The sequence below is a fragment of the Rhodococcus quanlei genome, from assembly GCF_055231015.1.
The window spans coordinates 17,471-35,843 of record NZ_JBUYWD010000007.1 but is presented as its reverse complement, the minus strand read 5'-3'; the positions used below and the strand labels follow the sequence as shown (position 1 = coordinate 35,843).

Below are 18,373 nucleotides of genomic sequence, written 5' to 3'. Positions count from 1 at the left end.
CGCTATCCACTCACAGGACTCAGTCCTTCTTGTCCGGCGGGGTGTGCGGGATCGCACCCTTGTCGGTGCCCTCGTCTGCTTCCTGATCCGCCTCCGGGTGTTCCGGTTCGAACGTGTCCGGCAGCTTTCCGAGCCGCTTGTTCATCGAGCGGACCAACAGGACGACGCCGATGAGCAACGCGAGGAGAATCAACAGACCGACCGGCGACGCTTTTCCGAACTCGGGACCCGACGGGTCCGCCTGCGCCAGCACCGCAATCGTGAGCGTGTTCACTTCTGTCCGTCCTCCTCGATCCCTGCGAACAGGTCCGTCTCTGGAATCGACGTGGTCACTCGAGTCTTCGCCAGTTCGAATTCTTCGGTCGGCCAGATCTTCTGCTGAATGTCCAACGGCACCGCGAAGAAGGAACCGTTCGGATCGATCTGCGTCGCGTGTGCACGCAGTGCGTCGTCACGGTGCGGAAAGTAGTCGCCGCAGGTGATCTGGGTGGTGACCCGTGCCATCAGGTCGCCCTGTTCGGTCTTCCACTTCTTCAGCCAGTCCGCCATCGGGAATTCTTCGCCACGACGCTCGTACTCGTCTTGGAACATCACGAGGCGTTTCCGGATGAAGCCGTGCGAGTAGTACACCTTCTGCACTTCCCAGGGTTCACCCGCGTCGGGGAATGCGTTCGGGTCGGCCGCGGCATCGTAGGCAGCCATCGAGACCTCGTGGCAGCGGATGTGATCCGGGTGCGGGTAACCGCCGTTCTCGTCGTAGGTGGTGATCACGTGCGGCCGGAATTCGCGGATTGCGCGGACCAATGCCTCGGTGGACTCCTCCAACGGAACCAGCGCGAAGCATCCGTCCGGCAGCGGCGGTTTGGGGTCGCCCTCGGGCAGACCCGAATCGACGAAGCCCAGCCAACGATGACGGACCCCGAGGATGCGAGCGGCCTCCGCCATCTCCTCCTCGCGTACCGCGTGAATACGGTCGCGAACACCGGGAATGTCCATCGCTGGATTGAGGATGTCGCCGCGCTCACCTCCGGTGAGTGTCACGACCATGACGTCGTGTCCTTCAGCGGCGTAACGGGCCGTCGTGGCAGCTCCCTTGCTCGACTCGTCGTCGGGGTGGGCATGGACGGCCATGAGCCTGAATCCGCTCACGTGTTCGTTCACCTCGTCTTCGCCTGTCGCCGGCCCGGCCGTGTGCCGCGTCGGCTGCGCACCAATGCACTCCTCTATAGTTCCACTCGATACTTCCCGTTGCAGCCGTGCCCCCGTTCCGGGGGCCTGAGAGCAGACAAATGACGAGCACGCTACCCCCCGGCAGATACTCCTCGACCTCCAAACCTGCACGTTCGCGCAGGTCGATGGCCGTAATAGCAGGAGCCGTCGTGGTGGTGGCCTGTGTCATCGGCGCGTACGTCGCCTACCAGAAGTTCGCCGTGCACGAGATGGAAGCCGATGTGATGTCGTACGAGATCATCGACGACTCACGATTGGACGTCACAGTGAAGGTGACACGGGACGATCCGACGCGCGAGGCGGTATGCATCGTTCGTGCCCGCTCGAAGGACGGCTCCGAAACCGGGCGCCGCGAAGTGCTGGTCCCTTCGGGCACGGACGGGACCGTCCTGATCACTGCCCCGGTCTACACCTCACGTGATCCCGGAATGGGCGATCTCTATGGTTGCAGCTTCGACGTGCCCGAGTACCTGACGACTCTCGAGACACCTCACTGAAGCGCGTTCACCTCACAGCGAACATACAGCGATCGAGCGTTCACCCCATTCGCGCGTGCTAGAATCGTCGAATACACGGTTCCGGGCGGGACCGTGTATTGCTGCATTGACGGCAAGGCGGACCTTCGCGCGACTCCAGTCGCGCCCCCGTCGCGCCGTTGGTCATTGCTCATATGCAGTGACCCGTCGAGGGAGCCTGCGGCTCCAACTACGAGGGAGTGATCGAGATGACCGAGACCCAGGTGACCTGGCTTACCCAGGAATCACACGACAGGCTCAAGAACGAACTCGACCAACTCATTGCCAACCGCCCCGTGATCGCGGCCGAGATCAACGAACGCCGCGAAGAGGGCGACCTGAAGGAGAACGGCGGTTACCACGCCGCACGCGAAGAGCAGGGCCAGCAGGAGGCCCGCATTCGCCAGCTTCAGGAGCTGCTGAACAGCGCAAAGGTTGGTGAGGCTCCCACCCAGTCGGGTGTCGCTCTTCCCGGATCCGTCGTCAAGGTCTATTACGAGGGAGACGAGACGGACTCCGAAACGTTCCTCATCGCCACCCGTGAAGAGGGCACGAGCCACGACGAACTCGAGGTCTACTCCCCCAATTCACCGCTCGGCAGCGCACTGCTCGATGCCAAGGTCGGCGAGACCCGCAAGTACACATTGCCCAACGGAAACACCATGCAGGTGACACTGGTCAGCGCGGAGCCGTACCGCCCCTGATCGAGCCTGCCCACACTCGGGAGGCCGGCCCGGATCGTTCGATCCGGGCCGGCTTTCCTGTGCGTGCAGCCGTTCGGTGACTCAGATGATCCGGCGCGCCTTCATGTTGTCGAGCAGCGGTCCGATACGGACGACATCACCCGTCGTGGGGGCATGCAGCATCTGCCCGTTGCCTACGTAGATGCCAACGTGGCCCGGGCCTCCGGGGCCCCAGTTACCGAACAGCAGATCACCGGGACGGGCCTGATCGAGGGGAACCTCGACACCGACCCGCCATTGAGTTTCCGAGGTCCGGGGAAGTTTGATCCCGGTTGCCGCGTACACCGCGTACGACGTGAGTCCCGAGCAATCGAATCCGCCCATGGACGGCCCGTGAATGCTGCCACCGCCCCACACGTACGGCAGGCCGATGTACTGCATGGCAGCGTCGATGACGTTGCTGACGCCGTCGACGATCGCACCGCCGTAGAAGAACGGCGCCAGCATGCGGCCGAACGACTCCTCGAGCGAACGGACACGATCCACGAACGGCTGCGGATCGTGGCCCGGCGTTGCAGCGGGAATACCACCCGCGCCGCGTACCGCTTCCATCCCGACGTCGTACGCGGCGAGAGTCAGATCCAGGGAATCACCCTTCACCGCGCCGTCGGCCTTCAAGCTCTCGATTTGACCGAACATGTCGCACAGCATGTGTCCGGACGCCATCACCGGGTCGGCTACACCGAGTATGTCGGCCGTGCCGTTGCTGTCCACGTCCTTTCCGTACTTTGCCCACTCGGCATCGGTGAATTGGCCCGGGCCGCGGGCACCGGACGGGCTCGTCGGCGCGGCCGCCCCGTAGCGGAACCCGCTTCCCACGGAGTACAGAGCGGCGATGGTTGTGGGTTTGACGCCTTCGCACAACGATCCCGCCTTGCGGATCCAGGGCGCAAACACCGCGATGGCACCGACCGGCGCGAGGGACACTCCGGGGAAAGCTGCCGGCACTGCAGGAACGAGCGAGCCCAGGGCACCGAGAAACGGAAGCCCAGGAACATCGGAGAACGCCTGCCCGGCCGAGCCGGTGGACCCGATCAGCGAAGGAGCGAACGGCACCAGCGACGCGGCACCTCCCATCGCGGGCGCTTGGCCCGTATGGCCGGGCGCAGCATTTCCTGCGACGGCGGGTGGCGGCCCTGCAATTTCAGGTTGGCCTGGCTTGGGCGGCACCTTTTCGCGTTCTGGAATATAGGGGTCGGTCACATCCTTCACTACCCCTCCGACGTCCGCCACCATCTGCTCGGCTTGTTGGCGTGCTCCGTCCGGTAGAGCCGCTATCGCGTCCTCGACCTGCTTCTGCACATCAGGGGACGCTGCTTCTGCACTCTGAACTGCCTCGATCGCTTGATCTTTGACGGGTTGCGGAAGATCCGCACCCTGCACAATGGCCCCCGCTGCCGTAGTGATCGCCACAATGATCGCTGCTGCATCCACTGACATCCGTAACTCCTTCTCCCCGGTGCAACAACCGAGTGCCCTCACGTTACGGGCGAGGCACCGATTCCGTGGAGATTCTCCCGGATTCGAAGGAAGGCCGACATGCAGGGGTACGCAAGCTACGAGTTCAGAGCGCGCGCCATCACCGGCCAGGAGTCGTGGAGCGCATCCTCCCAGTACAGCCACGAATGTGTGCCCCTCGGACGGAATTGAACGGTTGCCGGGATACCGAGAGTGTCGAGACGTTCCGCAAAACGGTGTGTGCAGTAGCTCGCAGCGGCTTCGATCGCGCCACCGAGAACGATCTGGTCAGCAAGGGGCGGCGCACCGGCGGGCCGGACCGCATCGACCGAATCGTACGGCCCTGGCAGACCGCTCGCTGCCGAGATGTACAACTCGATGCCGCGAAGCTTCTCGGCATTGACATAAGGATCGTGCTCGACCCATGCCGGGTCCGATGGTGGGCCCCACATGTTTCGGGTGTCGCCGCCGCCCACCGCCTCGACCACCAGTCGGACGAAGTTCTGCCCCACCGGGTCACTGGTCATTGCACAACCGCTGTACGACGCAATTCCGCGATACAGACCCGGCGCCTGGATCGCAAGATCCAACACCGAACCGGCCGACATCGACAGTCCGCCGATGGCATTGACGCCATTGGCACCGAGAGCATCGTCGAGAACCGACGGCAGCTCTTGCGTGAAGAACGTCTCCCATTTGTTACGGCCCAGAACCGGGTCGTCGCTGCGCCAATCGGTGTAGTAGCTGATGTAGCCACCGACCGGAATCACGACATTCACATTCTTGTCGGCGAAGAAGTCGACAATGTCGGTCTTGTTGAGCCAGTTGGCACCGTCTTCGCCTGCCCCGGCACCGTTGAGCAGATAGAACGTGGGGCGGGGAACGCTGGTGTCGGCCGGTCGCAACACCTGCAATTCGACGACCTCGTCCATCGAAGGTGAGTACACGAAAACATTCCACCGGCGATCGTCGACCTTCTCGATCCGGTCGAGTCGGCCGGCCTCGGTCTGCTGTGCCGGTGCAGGCGGCTCGCCTGGGTCTGCGTTCGCAGCTGGTGCGAGAAGGGCCATCAGCAGAACAGCGGCCAGCGCGGCCACCCCCGCAGTGCAGGTTCTCAACGTTCGATCTCCAATCTCGGTGCACCTCGCACGAGGTACTCGGCAACCACCGGTCCGATCGCTCGGACGGCTTCGGGTTCGGTGATCTGCCAGTGGTTCGATTCCACCGGATGGTTGGTGATCAGCCCGTTCACCCAGGGGCTCCATGATTCGGCGGCCAGTCTCAGTGTGGGGTCGTCGTGCGACGCCGTGAAGAACAGTACGTCCCCGTCGAACACACCGGGACGGTGAGCCCGCATGAGACCTGCGTTGTGGTCTGCAGCCGCCATCAGGTGGTGAACCTGCTCGCCGGTCAAGACCGCCAGCATCGACTCGACATCCTCACCCAGTGCAGGGTCGGCCACCTCATCGGCTGAGGCGGACTGTTGCAGGTCCGCAAAACTGTCGAGCATCACCAGCGACGTCACCGTCTCCCCGACCTGCTGCAATCGCACTGCCATCGCGTGCGCGATCACACCGCCGATCGACCATCCGGCCAGGTCATACGGCCCTTCCGGTTGAATTCTGCGGACCTCGGCGAGGTAACGCACCGCGAGTTCGTCGATCGAGTCCGGCAGCGCCTCCCCCACTACGGCAGGAGTCTGGATACCGAACATCGGTCGATCGGGATCGATATGGTCGGCGAACCCGGTGTAGCACCAGGACAATCCACTGATCGGGTGGATCCAGAACACCGGACTGCCCGAACCGCCCGATCGGATCGGGAATACCACGTCGAGCGCCGAGTCCCCCGCATTCGAGTCCCCTGCATTCGCGCCCTCGGCCGCGTTCATGTGGGCAGCGATTCGTGCCGGGGTCGGCTCCGTCATGAGCCACTGCAGCGACACCATGACATCAGTGCTGTCTCGCAATCGGCTCGCCACACGCATCGCCGACAGCGAGTTACCACCGAGGTCGAAGAAGTTGCCGTCGGCGCCGACCCGCTCGAGCCCGAGGACCTCGGCGAAGACGGTCGCGACCATGCTCTCGTACCCTTGCGCCGGGCATCGATATTCGGCGGCCGCGAAATCGGGGCGAGGCAACGCCGCGACATCGAGTTTGCCGGTGGGGGTGAGTGGGACGGAATCGATGCACACCACCACCGACGGCACCATGTGCGCGGGTAAGAACTCCGAGGCGAAGGCCCTTACGTGTGCGGAGTCGGGCGCAACATCCGGGGTGGGCACGACGTAGGACACCAGTACCTGGTCTCCGGAGGGTCCGGGCCTGCCGAGTGTGATCACGTAGTCGACGTCCGGGTGTTCGATTACCGCCGCGTCGATCTCGCCGAGTTCGATGCGGTACCCCCGAATCTTGACCTGGTGATCCGACCGGCCGCTGTACTCGAGTTCGCCCGACGCAGTCCACCGAACGACATCGCCCGTGCGATACATCCGATCACCCGGCGCCCCGTACGGGTTGGCGACGAACCGTTCGGAGGTGAGGCCGAACCGGCGGTGATAACCACGCGCCAAAGCCGGTCCCGCCACGTACAACTCGCCGGCCACACCCACCGGAACCGGACGCAACCGAGCATCGAGAACCACAGTCTCGAAGCCGCGCACCGGACGCCCGATCGTCACGGGCGAACCCGACACCAGATCACCGACCGTGGATATGTCGGTGGCCTCCGTCGGGCCGTAGCCGTTGAGCATGGTCCGGCCAGGTTGCCACCGTGCCACCAACTCCGCAGTGCACGCTTCACCGCCGACACCGAGAACCCGTAGATCCTCGAGCCCACCTGGGTCCATCGACGACAACATGGCGGGTGTGATCAGGGCGTGGCTGACGCGCTCGTCCCGAAGGAACACGGTCAGGTCCTCCCCACCGATCAGACTGGGTGGGGTGATCACCAACGCGGCGGATGCGGACAATGCCGACATCATCTCCCCGACTGCCATATCGAAACTCGGTGACGTGTTGTGCAGGAACCGCGAGGACGCGTCGACCCGGTAATGCTCACGACGCTCCGCAGCCAGATTCGCAAGGCCGCCATGGGTGACGACAACACCCTTCGGTCTGCCCGTCGAACCCGACGTGTAGATCATGTACGCCGGATTCTCGACGCGCAGCGGCCGGGTTCGGTCCGAATCGGCCACCGCGGAGATCGATGCTGCCTCGAATTCGCCGAGAAGGGCGTCGAGATCCAACCACTGCACACCGTCGGGCAAACCATCGCGCACCTCCGACACCGTGATGCCGATTCGGGCACCCGAATCGGTCACCATGTGATCGATACGCTCCGCCGGATAGCTCGGGTCGAGGGGAAGGTACGCGGCACCGGTCTTGGCAACCGCCCACACAGCCAGCACCGACTCGGCCGATCGCGTCAACGCCACCGCTACGAACGTCTCCGGCCCCACACCGCGTGCGATCAGGAGATGGGCCAATCGGTTCGACCAATCATCGGCCTCACCGTACGTCCAGTCACGGCCCGTCCAGGACAGCGCAATCCGGTCCCGGGCAGCGCGCGCAGCACCGCCGATGATCTCCGGGAGTGTGGCGGGCGCCGACGATGGCAAACCACGAACCGGCGTCAGAGCGGCACGTTCGGCCGCGTCGAGAATCTCGATCCGATCGACAGGTGCGGCCGGATCGGCCACCAGCTCCGAGAGCACCATCATCAGCCTGCGGCGCAGTGCACTCGCATACGCTTCGTCGAAGACATCGGTGCGATACCGCAGCGTGAACCGCAGACTCTCCTCGGCCACCACGGTGAGCGTGAGTGGGTAGTGCGTAGCGTCCTCACCGGACACGCCGAGAACTGTCATGCCATCGATCGAATTGGCCTGGGACAGCTTGTCTGCGTCCACCGGATACGACTCGAACACCGTCAGAGTGTCGAATTGCGCTCCACTGCCCGCAGATTGCTGTATCTCACTGAGCCCGACGTAATGGTGATCGAGCAGGGTGGCCTGTTCGTTCTGCACACGGGTCAGGAGGTCGGCGGCGGACTCGCAGGGGTCCACCCGCACCCGAACCGGCAAGGTGTTGATGAACAGACCGACAATCGACTCGACACCTTCGAGGTCTGCGGGTCGTCCCGATACGGTCGCACCGAAAACCACATCATCGCGGCCGAGCATGCGGGACAGCAGAATTCCCCACGCCGTCTGAACAAGCGTATTGAGGGTTACGCCGAGTTCGCCGCCCAGCGCCGTGAGCTCGGCGGACAACTGAGCACCGAGGTCCCCCTCCATCGCGGCGACCGTCGAATCCTCCGTTTCACCGGATCCTTCGGCGGCAACGAGGGTCGGCTGTTCGACACCGGCGAGAGCCTCAGCCCACACGCGCTGGGATGCGGCCCGGTCACGCGAGGCCAACCAGGACAAGAACGCCCGGTAGGAGGGAACTCGCGGCAACACCGCGGTATCGCCGCGGGTGGCGTACAGCACCAACAGTTCTTCGAGCAGCAGTGGCATCGACCAGCCGTCGAGGAGAATGTGATGCAGCGTCACCGCAAGCGCGTGATGTCCGTCCCCGCCGTCGATCAAGGTGAAGCGCATCAGCGGCGCAGACGCCAGGTCGAACTGTCGTTCGCGGTCGGCGGCCAGCGCTTCCTCACGCGCCTCGGCCCGGTCTGCTTCGCTCATCCCGTCGAGAAGCACCGTTCGCCACGGAACCTCCACATGTTCGAGGACCAACTGCACGAGTTCACCCGTCTCCGAGCCGACGAACGCGGTCCGAAGGTTGGCATGCCGACTGAACAGCGCGGAGATCGCGGTACGCATGCGATCGGCATCGACCACACCACCGATTTCGAGGACCGTCTGGGTGGTGTACACGTCCACCGTGTCGTGCGCGAGTTGTGCGTGGAACGCGAGGCCGTGCTGCAACGGCGACAGTGACCACACATCGGACAATTCCGGGTACTGCTCTTCCCACAGCTCCAGGTCACGCTGATGTACGTGGACGAGCGGCACATCGGACGGGGTGAGGCCCCCCGCGGTTCCGCTGTCCACCTGATCCACAATCGCGGTGAGAGCCGTGGTCCACAGATCGGCCAACTCCTCGACGTCCGCGGTCGACAGCAATCCCCGCGGAAACGAGAATGTGGCGCTGAGCTGAGATTCGTCGCCCGCACCGGTAACGATCGCATTGACATCGAGAACGGCGGCGGCAGGCATGTCGTCGTTTCCGACCCCGTGAAGGTCGCCGATATCAGTGGCCGGAGTCCACCCGAGATGCGCAAACTCCTCCGGAATATCGCCCTCGGACACCCGGCCCAGATAGTTGAAGCTGATCTGGGGTGTCGGAACATCGCGCAGCACTTCTGCCGTCTCGGAGTTGAGATGACGCAGCAAACCGTAGCCCAGCCCCCGCATGGGTATTGCGAGAAGCTGTTCCTTGACGGCTTTGACGGCGCGGGATGTGTCGATTGCGCCCGACAGGGCGGTATCAACTGCGCCCGACAGGGCGGTATCAACGTCGATACTCCCGAGGTCGAGCCGGACCGGGTACACACTCGTGAACCACCCGACCGTGCGGGAAAGGTCCGCGCCCGACGCTGCCTCCTCCTCACGGCCATGTCCTTCGAGCTGCAGGAGCAGCGAGTCTTCGTCGATCCCTCGCCGTCGTCGCCACGCTTTCACGGCCAAAGCGAACGCGGCGATCAAGCCATCACCCACGCCGCCCCGGAACGTGGCCGGAACGGAGGTCATCAGGGACTGGGTCACCGAATGATCGAGTTGAAAACGCACATGGTCGACCGTCGACAACACGTCGATCGCTGGGTCGAAGGGCCGCGCACCGAGTATCGGGTCCGGACCGTCGAGGATCGCTTGCCACAGTGGCAATTCCGCAAGACGCTGCTCTGATTGCGCGCTTTCGGTGAGGGCGTGCGCCCACCGTCGCATGGACGTACCGACGGGCGGAAGCACCGCTTGCTCACCCGAGGAGATCTGAGCCCAGGCGGCAATCAGATCGGGAATCAGGATTCGCCAGGACACACCGTCGACTACGAGGTGGTGCGCGGCCACGATCAGACGACCACTCTGTGTAGGCGCACCCACCGGGTCGAGCCAAACGCACTGCAACATGATGCCGGCACGCGGATCGAGGCGGTCCAGCGCCGCATCGATCTCCCGTCGGGCCAGTTCGGTCGGATCGCTGCCCAACTCCCAGTCCGTTCGGTGCACAAGGGCTGCGATATCGACGGTGCCGGCAGGCGACACCTCGAGGCTCTCGTCGTCGACGAGGCGGGCGCGGAGCATGTCGTGGTGATCGACGATCGCGGACAGAGTCGCAATCACGCCCGCTTTGTCGATCCCAACCGGCAACTCCAGCGCGACCGACTGCGAATAGCGGTCCATGGTTCCGCCACGTCCGTTGACCACACGCATCACCGGGGTGAGTGGCAGCGTGCCGATTCCACCCCCCGGCAGTTCCTCGAGTACGACAGGTTCGTATTCGGTGACAGGTGTCGCAATCGCGGCGAGCGCGGCAACCGTTTTGTGCTCGAACACGTCGCGAGGCGTGATGATCAGCCCTTGCGCCTTGGCCCTCGACGCCAGCTGGATCGAGGCGATGCTGTCGCCTCCCAGCCCGAAGAAGGAATCGTCGATACCCACGTTTTCGATTCCGAGCAGTTCGCCGAACACGGTCGCCAGAATCTTCTCGTTGGCTGTGGTCGCTGCACGGAAGCGTGCGGCTGGCGTACTGAACACCGGTTCCGGCAGGGCCTTACGGTCCAATTTGCCGTTCACCGTCACAGGCAAGACATCGAGCACCACATAGGCATCAGGGATCATCGGCGCCGGCAACACATCCTGCAGATGACGACGAACCGTATCCGCATCGACCACCTGGCCATCGACAGGCACCAGGTAGGCGGCCAAGCGTTGACCTGCCGAGGTATCACTGACCAGGACAACAGCCTGGTCCACCGTGTCATGCTGTGTGGCAGCAGATTCGATCTCGCCGAGTTCGATCCGGTTACCTCGGATCTTCACCTGACTGTCGCCACGACCGAAGTACTCCAGCTCCCCAGTTCCGGTCAAGCGGACGATATCGCCGGTGCGGTACATCCGCTCACCCGCCGCCCCATACGGGTTGGCGACGAACCGTTCGGAGGTGAGGCTGTGCCGGCGGTGGTAGCCGCGAGCCAGCGCCGGCCCCGCCACATACAGTTCGCCGAGGACTCCGGCAGGTACCGGATGCAGCCGGGCGTCGAGGACGAGAACGTCGAAGCCGCGCACCGGAGAGCCGATCGTCACAGGCACACCAACCATCAGGTCGCCGACAGTGGAAATATCCGTGGCTTCGGTCGGCCCGTACCCGTTGAGCATGGTGCGTCCGGGCTGCCAGCGAGCAACCAGTTCCGGGGTACACGCTTCGCCGCCGACACCGAGAACCCGCAACTGCCGGTGCCCATCGGGGTCCATCGTCGCCAGCACCGCCGGAGTGATCAATGCATGTGTGACCTGCTCACGATCGAGAAGTTCGGAAAGCTCGTCACCACCGACCACCCCGGGTGGTGCGATCACCAGTGTGGCCGCCGCGCTCAAGGCAGAGACCATCTCCCCGACCGCCATATCGAAACTCGGCGAGGCCTTGTGCAAAAATCGCGAGAATCCGTCGATGCGGTAATGCTCACGCCGCTCCACCGCCAGATTCGCCAACCCGGCATGGGTGACAACAACACCCTTGGGCAGCCCCGTCGAACCCGACGTGTAAATCATGTACGCCGAATTCTCGACACCGACCTGGTGGGTCCGGTCCGTGTCGGTCATCGGTTCCGCACTCACCGATTCGAGAAGATCCGTGACGGACCCGGCATCGAGTGCCAACCAGGCAACGGTGTCGGGCAGCACGTCCAACTCGCCAGAGAACGTCAGACCGAGGCCGGCCCCCGAATCACCAAGGATGTGGGCAATACGGTCCGCCGGGTAGGACGGATCGACCGGCACATACGCGGCACCGGTCTTGGCAACCGCCCACACCGCCAACACGGACTCGACCGACCGCGGCAAGGCCAGAGCAACAAACGTTTCCGGCCCGACACCATGATCGAGCAACACCCGGGCCAAACGCGTCGACCATTCGTCGGCCTCACGATAGGTGTACTCGCGGCCCCGCCAACTCAACGCCGACCTGTCCGGATCGACCCGGACGGCAGCCTCGATCAGACCGGCAAGTGTGCTCGGCGAAGCCGAAGGCTCACCGGCCACCACCGCGGCTGCGCTTTCGTCCGAATCCAGAATCTCGATATCGCCCACAATCACATCGGGATCGGCTGCCACCGCATCGAGCACACGAGCGAACCGAGTGGTGAACTCCTGCGCCGTCGCCCGGTCGAACAAATCGGTCGCAAAGCGCAAGACACCCGACAAGCCGGACGCGGATTCATCAGCAGCGGAGTCGTTCTCGGACAACACGAATGCGAGATCGAACTGGGCTGTATCGGAATCGAACGAGATCGGCTCCACGGTCACGCCCGGCAACTCGAAACGAGTAGTACTGCGATGCTCGAAAGACAACACCACCTGGAACAACGGCGTATGTGCCTGCGTGCGAACTGGAGACAGGACGTCGACGAGACGCTCGAAGGGGATGTCGGCGTGACCGTACGCACCGAGATCGATATCGCGCACTCGCGCCAGCAGGTGGGCGAAACTTTCGTCCGCCACGACCGGGGTACGCAACACCACAGTGTTGACGAACATCCCCACCAGATCGTCGAGCGCCTGCTCACCACGACCACCTACAGGAGTGCCGACGGCGATATCCGACGTCGCCGACAACCGCGCCAGCACCACCGCCAACGCCGCGTGCACCGTCATGAACAGTGAAGCTCCCAGATCCCGGGCGATCTGCTCGAGCCCGACAACCGTCGCCGCCGAAACGTCGAACGGCACGGCATCACCGTGTTGCGAGGGCACAGGCGGCCGAGCTCGGTCGGCCGGAAGTTCCAATACGTCAGGAAGTCCTGTCAACGTCTCTCGCCAGTACTGGATCTGCTGCGCCGAAAGGGATTCGGAATCGGTCTCGGCGCCCAGCATTGCACGTTGCCAAAGCGCGAAATCCGCGTACTGAACCGGCAACGGCGTCCACGACGGGGCGACGCCCTCCGACCGCGCGCTGTAAGCGATCATCACGTCACGGGCGAGCGGCCCCATCGATACTGCGTCACCGCTGATGTGATGCACCACGATCACGAGCACGAAGTCGTCGTCAGCAACGCTCAGAAGCTTCCCGCGGATGGGGATTTCCGCGGTGACGTCGAAACCGCCGTGCATAATGCGCCGAATCTCGTCTGGAAGCTCGACCTCCGTCACGGGGACCGGGACGAGATCGAGTTCGACTCGATCGGCAGGCAGGACGACCTGAGCCGGACCGTCACCGTCGTCGGGGAACACCGTCCGAAGTGATTCGTGACGCTCCAGCACATCATGGACGGCGTGCTCGAGCGCCGGGGCGTTCAACGTCCCGGTCAACCGGATTGCGAGCGGAATGTTGTACACATCCGACTCCGGGTCGAACTGGCTCAGGAACCACATCCGGTTCTGCGCCAACGACAACGGGATTCGCTCCGGCCTGGGGCCGTCGGTCAGAGCGACGTGGCCGACGCCGAGCTGAATCGGGATACCGCGTGCAAGGCCTTGTACGGTCGGCGTCTCGAATACCTCACGCACCGTGATCCGAGTATCGAACGCGCGTCCGAGACGAGCCGCAACCTGGGTCGCGATCAACGAGTTTCCGCCGAGCGCGAAGAAGTCGTCGTCGAGGCCAATTCGCTCGACGCCCAGCACGTCGGCGAAAACTTCCGCGACGAGAACCTCAGTGTCGGTCGTCGGAGCCCGGAACGCAGTCCGTGCGGCGTAGGTCGGTACGGGTAACGCCGCCCGGTCGACCTTGCCGGCGGGGGTTACCGGGAGGCTGTCGAGCGTAAGCACTGTGGCAGGTACCAGCGCGCGAGGCAGCAACGCCGCTGTCCCCTCGAGAACCTCGGATTCGTCGGGTTCCGCGCCCGAGGTGGGCACCACATAACCCACCAGTTGATCGCCGAGTTTCCCGTGCTGATGCACGGCGGCAGCCGCGGCGACCACCTCGGGGTGCCGGGCGAGCGCGGCCTCGACCTCACCGAGTTCTACTCGCAGGCCACGCAGTTTGATCTGAGCGTCGGAGCGGCCCACATAGGTGAGTTGTCCGTCGCCCCGCAACCGCACCAGGTCTCCGGTGCGATACATCCGGGATCCGGCGGGCCCGTACGGGTTGGCGAGGAAACGTTCCGAGGTCAGGCCGAGCCGGGCATGATACCCGCGAGCCAGGCCCGGACCGGACAAGTACAGCTCCCCCAGGACACCGCTGGGCACAGGCCGCAGGCGGGAGTCGAGGACGAGTGCCTGGGTGCCGTCGAGGGGGCGTCCGATGGTGATGTCGGCGCCCGGGGCCAGCGGTTCGCCGATGGTGTCGACGATGGTGGTCTCCGTGGGACCGTAACTGTTGAAGAACCGGCGCCCCGCAGAGAACTGCTCGACCAGGGCGGGAGGGCACACCTCGCCACCGACGACCACGGTGCGCAGATCGTCGAGTTCGCTCGCGTCGACGGTGCTCAGTGCGGCCGGAGCGGTGAGCACATGGCTGACTCTCTGATCACGAAGCAGCGCGGTGAGATCTTCGCCGCCCACCACTGCTGGGGGTGCGATCACCAGGGTGGCTCCCGCACTGAACGCCTGGATCATTTCGAACACGGAGGCGTCGAAGCTCGCCGAGGACAGGCGAAGCACCCGCGACCCGGCTGTGGTGGCCAGCTGCGGGAGCGCTTGCGCTGTGAACGCGCTCAGACCGGAGTGGGTAACCGTGACGCCCTTGGGTGTTCCGGTCGAGCCCGAGGTGTAGATCAGGTACGCCGGGTGCGACAGGCGCAGCACCGATGTTCGGTCGCGGTCGGTGACAGTTGTGTCGGGAACGGCATCGATCAGTGACGGATCATCCAGCAGCAACCATTCGGCGTCCGAGGGCAGCGCTGTAGCGGTGGCGGTATCGGTCAATCCCAGTGCGGCCCCGGAGTCGGTGAGCATGTGCTCGATCCGTTCACGGGGGTAGCTGGGATCGACGGGAACGTAGGCTGCACCAGTCTTGGCCACCGCCCACACCGCGACCGCCGCCGGCGCTGTCCTCGGAAGCGCCAGCGCTACCACCGTTTCAGGCCCGACACCACGGGAGATGAGTACGCGCGCCCACTGGTTCGACCGTGCGTCGAGGTCCGCGTAGGAGAGCTCACCTTCCTCGGAGACGAGCGCAGTCGCGCCGATCTGTGCACCGTGCGCCAGGATGTCGGGCAACGTGCACGCGGCCGCGGCGGGTGTACCGGCGCGGGTGGTCAGCTCCTCCCGCTCGGCGGAGTCGAGGACGTCCAGGTCACCGGTTGCCTGTCCCGGATGCGTGACTGCCTCGCGCAGGATTCGTTCGAAGCGAGCCGAGAACGAATCGATGGTGGCGCGGTCGAAGAGATCGGTGGCGAAGATCCACGACACCGCCATGCCGGCGCCGTGCCTACGCAGGGTCACCTGCAGGTCGAACTTTGCGGGTGCGGCGCCGAGATCCATTGCCGTCACGGCCAACCCGGGAAGTTCGAGTTGATCCACGCTCTGGTCCTCGAGCGACAGTGCGACCTGGAAGATCGGCGCATAGGCCTGCGAGCGGGTCGGTCGCAGCAGATCGATCAACCGCTCGAACGGCAGATCCGCATTGCCGTAGGCCGCGAGATCGGTCTCGCGAACATGCTCCAACAGGTCGGTGAACGAGGCCGACGGATCGACCTGGGTTCGCAGCGCCAGCGTGCCCACGAACATGCCGACCAGATCGTCGAGCGCCCGCTCACCGCGCCCTGAGATGGGGGTGCCCACCACGATGTCGGAGGTGGCCGACATCCGTGCGAGCAGGGTGGCGAGTGCCGCATGAACCACCATGAACAGGGTGGCGCCGTGGGCGCGTCCAAGTGCGGTGGCCTGCTCGACGAACGCGGCGTCGAGGTGGAAGGTGGCGACCTCCCCGCTCAGCGATGCCACGGCCGGCCGTCGCCGATCGGTGGGAAGCTCGAGCAGATCCGGGATCGCCCGCAACTGTTCGACCCAATAGGCGGCTTGACGCGCGGCAATGCTTCGGTCGTCGGCTTCGGAGCCGAGAAGATTGCGTTGCCACACGCTGTAATCCGCGTACTGAACCTCGAGCGGCGCCCACTCGGGCGCCTGGCCGTCGGCGCGTGCAGCGTAGGCCAGCATCAGATCCCGCCCGAGAGGCGTCATCGACGCGCCGTCCGCGCTGATGTGATGCACCACGACAACGAGAACATGGGCGTCGGCCGACAGTTGATACAACCTACTGCGCAGCGGAACTGAGCACGTGACGTCGAATCCGGTGGACAGGTCTTCGGTCACCAACCCGAACAATTGGTCTTCGTCCTCGACCGGACGCGGTTCGAGGTCCACCTCGAGGTCTGCAACAGGAACGATCTGCTGGTACGGGCCGTCCACCGATTCGGGGTACACCGTTCGCAACGCTTCGTGACGGCCGAGAACGTCACGCACTGCCGCACCGAGCGCAGCGCTGTCGAGGTTTCCCGACAGTCGCAACACGAGTGGAATGTTGTAGGCAACCGATTCGGGGGCATACCGGTTGAGGATCCACATCCGAGACTGCGCCACGGACAGTGGAATACGTTCGGGTCGCTCGGTGGCTACCAACGCGGGACGGTCGCCGCGTTCGGCGGCGGCGCACGCCTCCGCAAGCGCAGCAACGCCCGGCGCTTCGAAGATCACTCGAACCGCCAGCGATGTGCCGAGTGATTCGTTGATTCGGCCGATCACCCGGGTGGCGCTGAGCGAGTTTCCACCGAGGTCGAAGAAGTCGTCCTCGACGCCCACGGGGTCTGCACCGAGAACCTCGCTGAACACGGTGGCGACGAGCCTTTCCGTGTCGGATCGTGGAGCCACATACTCGTGGCCGACGAAAACGGGTTCGGGCAACGCCGCACGATCGACCTTGCCTGCGGGGGTGAGCGGAATGCGATCGAGCACTGTCACCGTGGACGGCACCATATAGGCGGGCAGGACGCGCGCCGCGTGCGCGGTCACCTCGACCGGGTCGACGGAGTGATTGTCGGCGGGCAGCACGTAGGCCGCCAGGGCAGTCATATTGCCGCGGACCGATACTGCCGAGGTGATTGCGAACTCGATACTCGAGTGGCTGGCGAGGGCGGCGTCGATCTCGCCGAGTTCGATGCGGAAGCCGCGAATCTTCACCTGGAAGTCGGCGCGCCCGAGGTACTCGAGTTCACCGTTCGTGGTGTACCGCACCAGGTCCCCGGTGCGGTACAGGCGGCCGGGTGCGAACGGGTTCGCGACGAATCGTTCTGCGGTGAGCGCGCGACGGTCGTGGTAGCCGCGGGCGAGCGCGGGGCCGGCCAAATACAGTTCACCGACGACACCGTCGGGAACCGGGTGCAACCGCGAATCGAGCACCAGCGCAGTGGTTCCGCGAATCGGGGCCCCGATCAGTACCGGATGCCCGACCGTCATCGGGCCCGACATGGTGGCCATGACCGTGGACTCGGTGGGACCGTACGCATTGAACATGCGGCGGTGCGGCGCCCATTTCTCGACCAGTGCGCCATCGCAGGCGTCACCGCCCACCACAACGGTGCCGAGTTCGGGCAGCGACTGTGGGTCCATCGTCGCGAGCGCCGCCGGTGTGGCGAAGGCGTGGGTGACCCGCTTGCCGTGGAGGCGGGAGGCAAGGTCGCGTCCTCCGTACACACCATTGGGCACGATCACCAGGGTCGCGCCCGCAGCGAAGGCCATCAGCAGTTCGAGAATCGACGCATCGAAACTCGGGGAAGCGAAGTGCAGCGTCCGGCTGCGGTGGTCGACTTCGTATCGCTGTACCTGCTCTGCGGCGAATGCGCCGAGGCCGGCGTGGGTGACGGTGACGCCCTTGGGCATGCCTGTCGAACCCGAGGTGTAGATCAGGTAGGCCGGGTGATCCGGACGCGGCGCAGTGCGATCGGAGTCGGTGAGCGGATCGGCAGCAAGGTCCCGACCCAGTTCCGGATCGTCGATCAGTAGCCAGTCGGTACCGGCGGGCAAGCTTTCTGCAGATGCGGGGTCGGTCAGACCCAGAACCGCCCGAGAATCGATCAGCATGTGTTCGATGCGGTCGGACGGGTAGGTGGGGTCTACAGGAACGAACGCCGCACCGGCCTTCGCCACCGCCCACACCGCGGTCACGGACAGCTCGGAGCGCGAGAGCGCCACCGCGATCACCGTTTCGGGACCCGCCCCTCGTCCGACGAGGACCCGGGCCAGTCGGTTCGAGCGGGCCTCGAGCT

Annotated in this window: 6 protein-coding genes and 1 pseudogene; 2 read left to right on the top strand and 5 right to left on the bottom strand. The window is 64.7% G+C overall.

Annotated features, from left to right (window positions below; genetic code table 11):
* Positions 1 to 19 precede the first annotated feature (19 nt).
* Positions 20 to 274 carry a hypothetical protein gene (locus ACZI8Q_RS05505; protein WP_463372495.1) on the bottom strand — a complete coding sequence of 85 codons (255 nt, stop codon included), beginning with the start codon at positions 272 to 274 and terminating at the stop codon, positions 20 to 22.
* Positions 271 to 1,149 (bottom strand): mycothiol conjugate amidase Mca, encoded by an 879-nt coding sequence (gene mca / locus ACZI8Q_RS05500; RefSeq protein WP_463372494.1) that lies wholly within the window; start codon positions 1,147 to 1,149, stop codon positions 271 to 273. The genes ACZI8Q_RS05505 and mca overlap by 4 nt, the downstream gene beginning before the upstream one ends.
* A gap of 140 nt (positions 1,150 to 1,289) precedes the next feature.
* Here mca and ACZI8Q_RS05495 point away from each other — a divergent pair, with 140 nt between their 5' ends.
* Together ACZI8Q_RS05495 and greA are read left to right on the top strand one after the other, a co-directional pair.
* Positions 1,290 to 1,727 carry a DUF4307 domain-containing protein gene (locus tag ACZI8Q_RS05495; protein WP_463372493.1) on the top strand — a complete coding sequence of 146 codons (438 nt, stop codon included), beginning with the start codon at positions 1,290 to 1,292 and terminating at the stop codon, positions 1,725 to 1,727.
* Positions 1,728 to 1,954: 227 nt separating this feature from the next.
* Positions 1,955 to 2,449 carry a transcription elongation factor GreA gene (greA, locus tag ACZI8Q_RS05490; protein ID WP_463372492.1) on the top strand — a complete coding sequence of 165 codons (495 nt, stop codon included), beginning with the start codon at positions 1,955 to 1,957 and terminating at the stop codon, positions 2,447 to 2,449.
* An 81-nt stretch (positions 2,450 to 2,530) separates the two neighbouring features.
* Here greA and ACZI8Q_RS05485 read toward each other — a convergent pair whose 3' ends face one another.
* The 3 genes and pseudogenes from ACZI8Q_RS05485 to ACZI8Q_RS05475 all read right to left on the bottom strand — a co-directional run.
* The gene (locus tag ACZI8Q_RS05485) at positions 2,531 to 3,928 is read right to left on the bottom strand and encodes a C40 family peptidase (RefSeq protein ID WP_463372491.1); all 1,398 of its coding nucleotides are present in this window, start codon (positions 3,926 to 3,928) and stop codon (positions 2,531 to 2,533) included.
* Between the two features lie 116 nt (positions 3,929 to 4,044).
* A complete protein-coding gene (locus ACZI8Q_RS05480) occupies positions 4,045 to 5,064 on the bottom strand; it encodes an alpha/beta hydrolase (protein ID WP_463372490.1) in 1,020 nt (339 codons plus the stop codon).
* Positions 5,061 to 18,359, bottom strand: a pseudogene (locus ACZI8Q_RS05475) (non-ribosomal peptide synthetase); the annotation flags it as partial. The pseudogene ACZI8Q_RS05475 and the gene ACZI8Q_RS05480, both read right to left, overlap by 4 nt.
* Between the last annotated feature and the right edge of the window lie 14 nt (positions 18,360 to 18,373).

Coding starts and splice junctions, on each gene's coding strand:
- greA (WP_463372492.1), top strand. CDS start 1,955: ATGACCGAGACCCAGGTGACCTGGCTTACCCAGGAATCACACGACAGG.
- ACZI8Q_RS05495 (WP_463372493.1), top strand. CDS start 1,290: ATGACGAGCACGCTACCCCCCGGCAGATACTCCTCGACCTCCAAACCT.
- ACZI8Q_RS05485 (WP_463372491.1), bottom strand. CDS start 3,928: ATGTCAGTGGATGCAGCAGCGATCATTGTGGCGATCACTACGGCAGCG.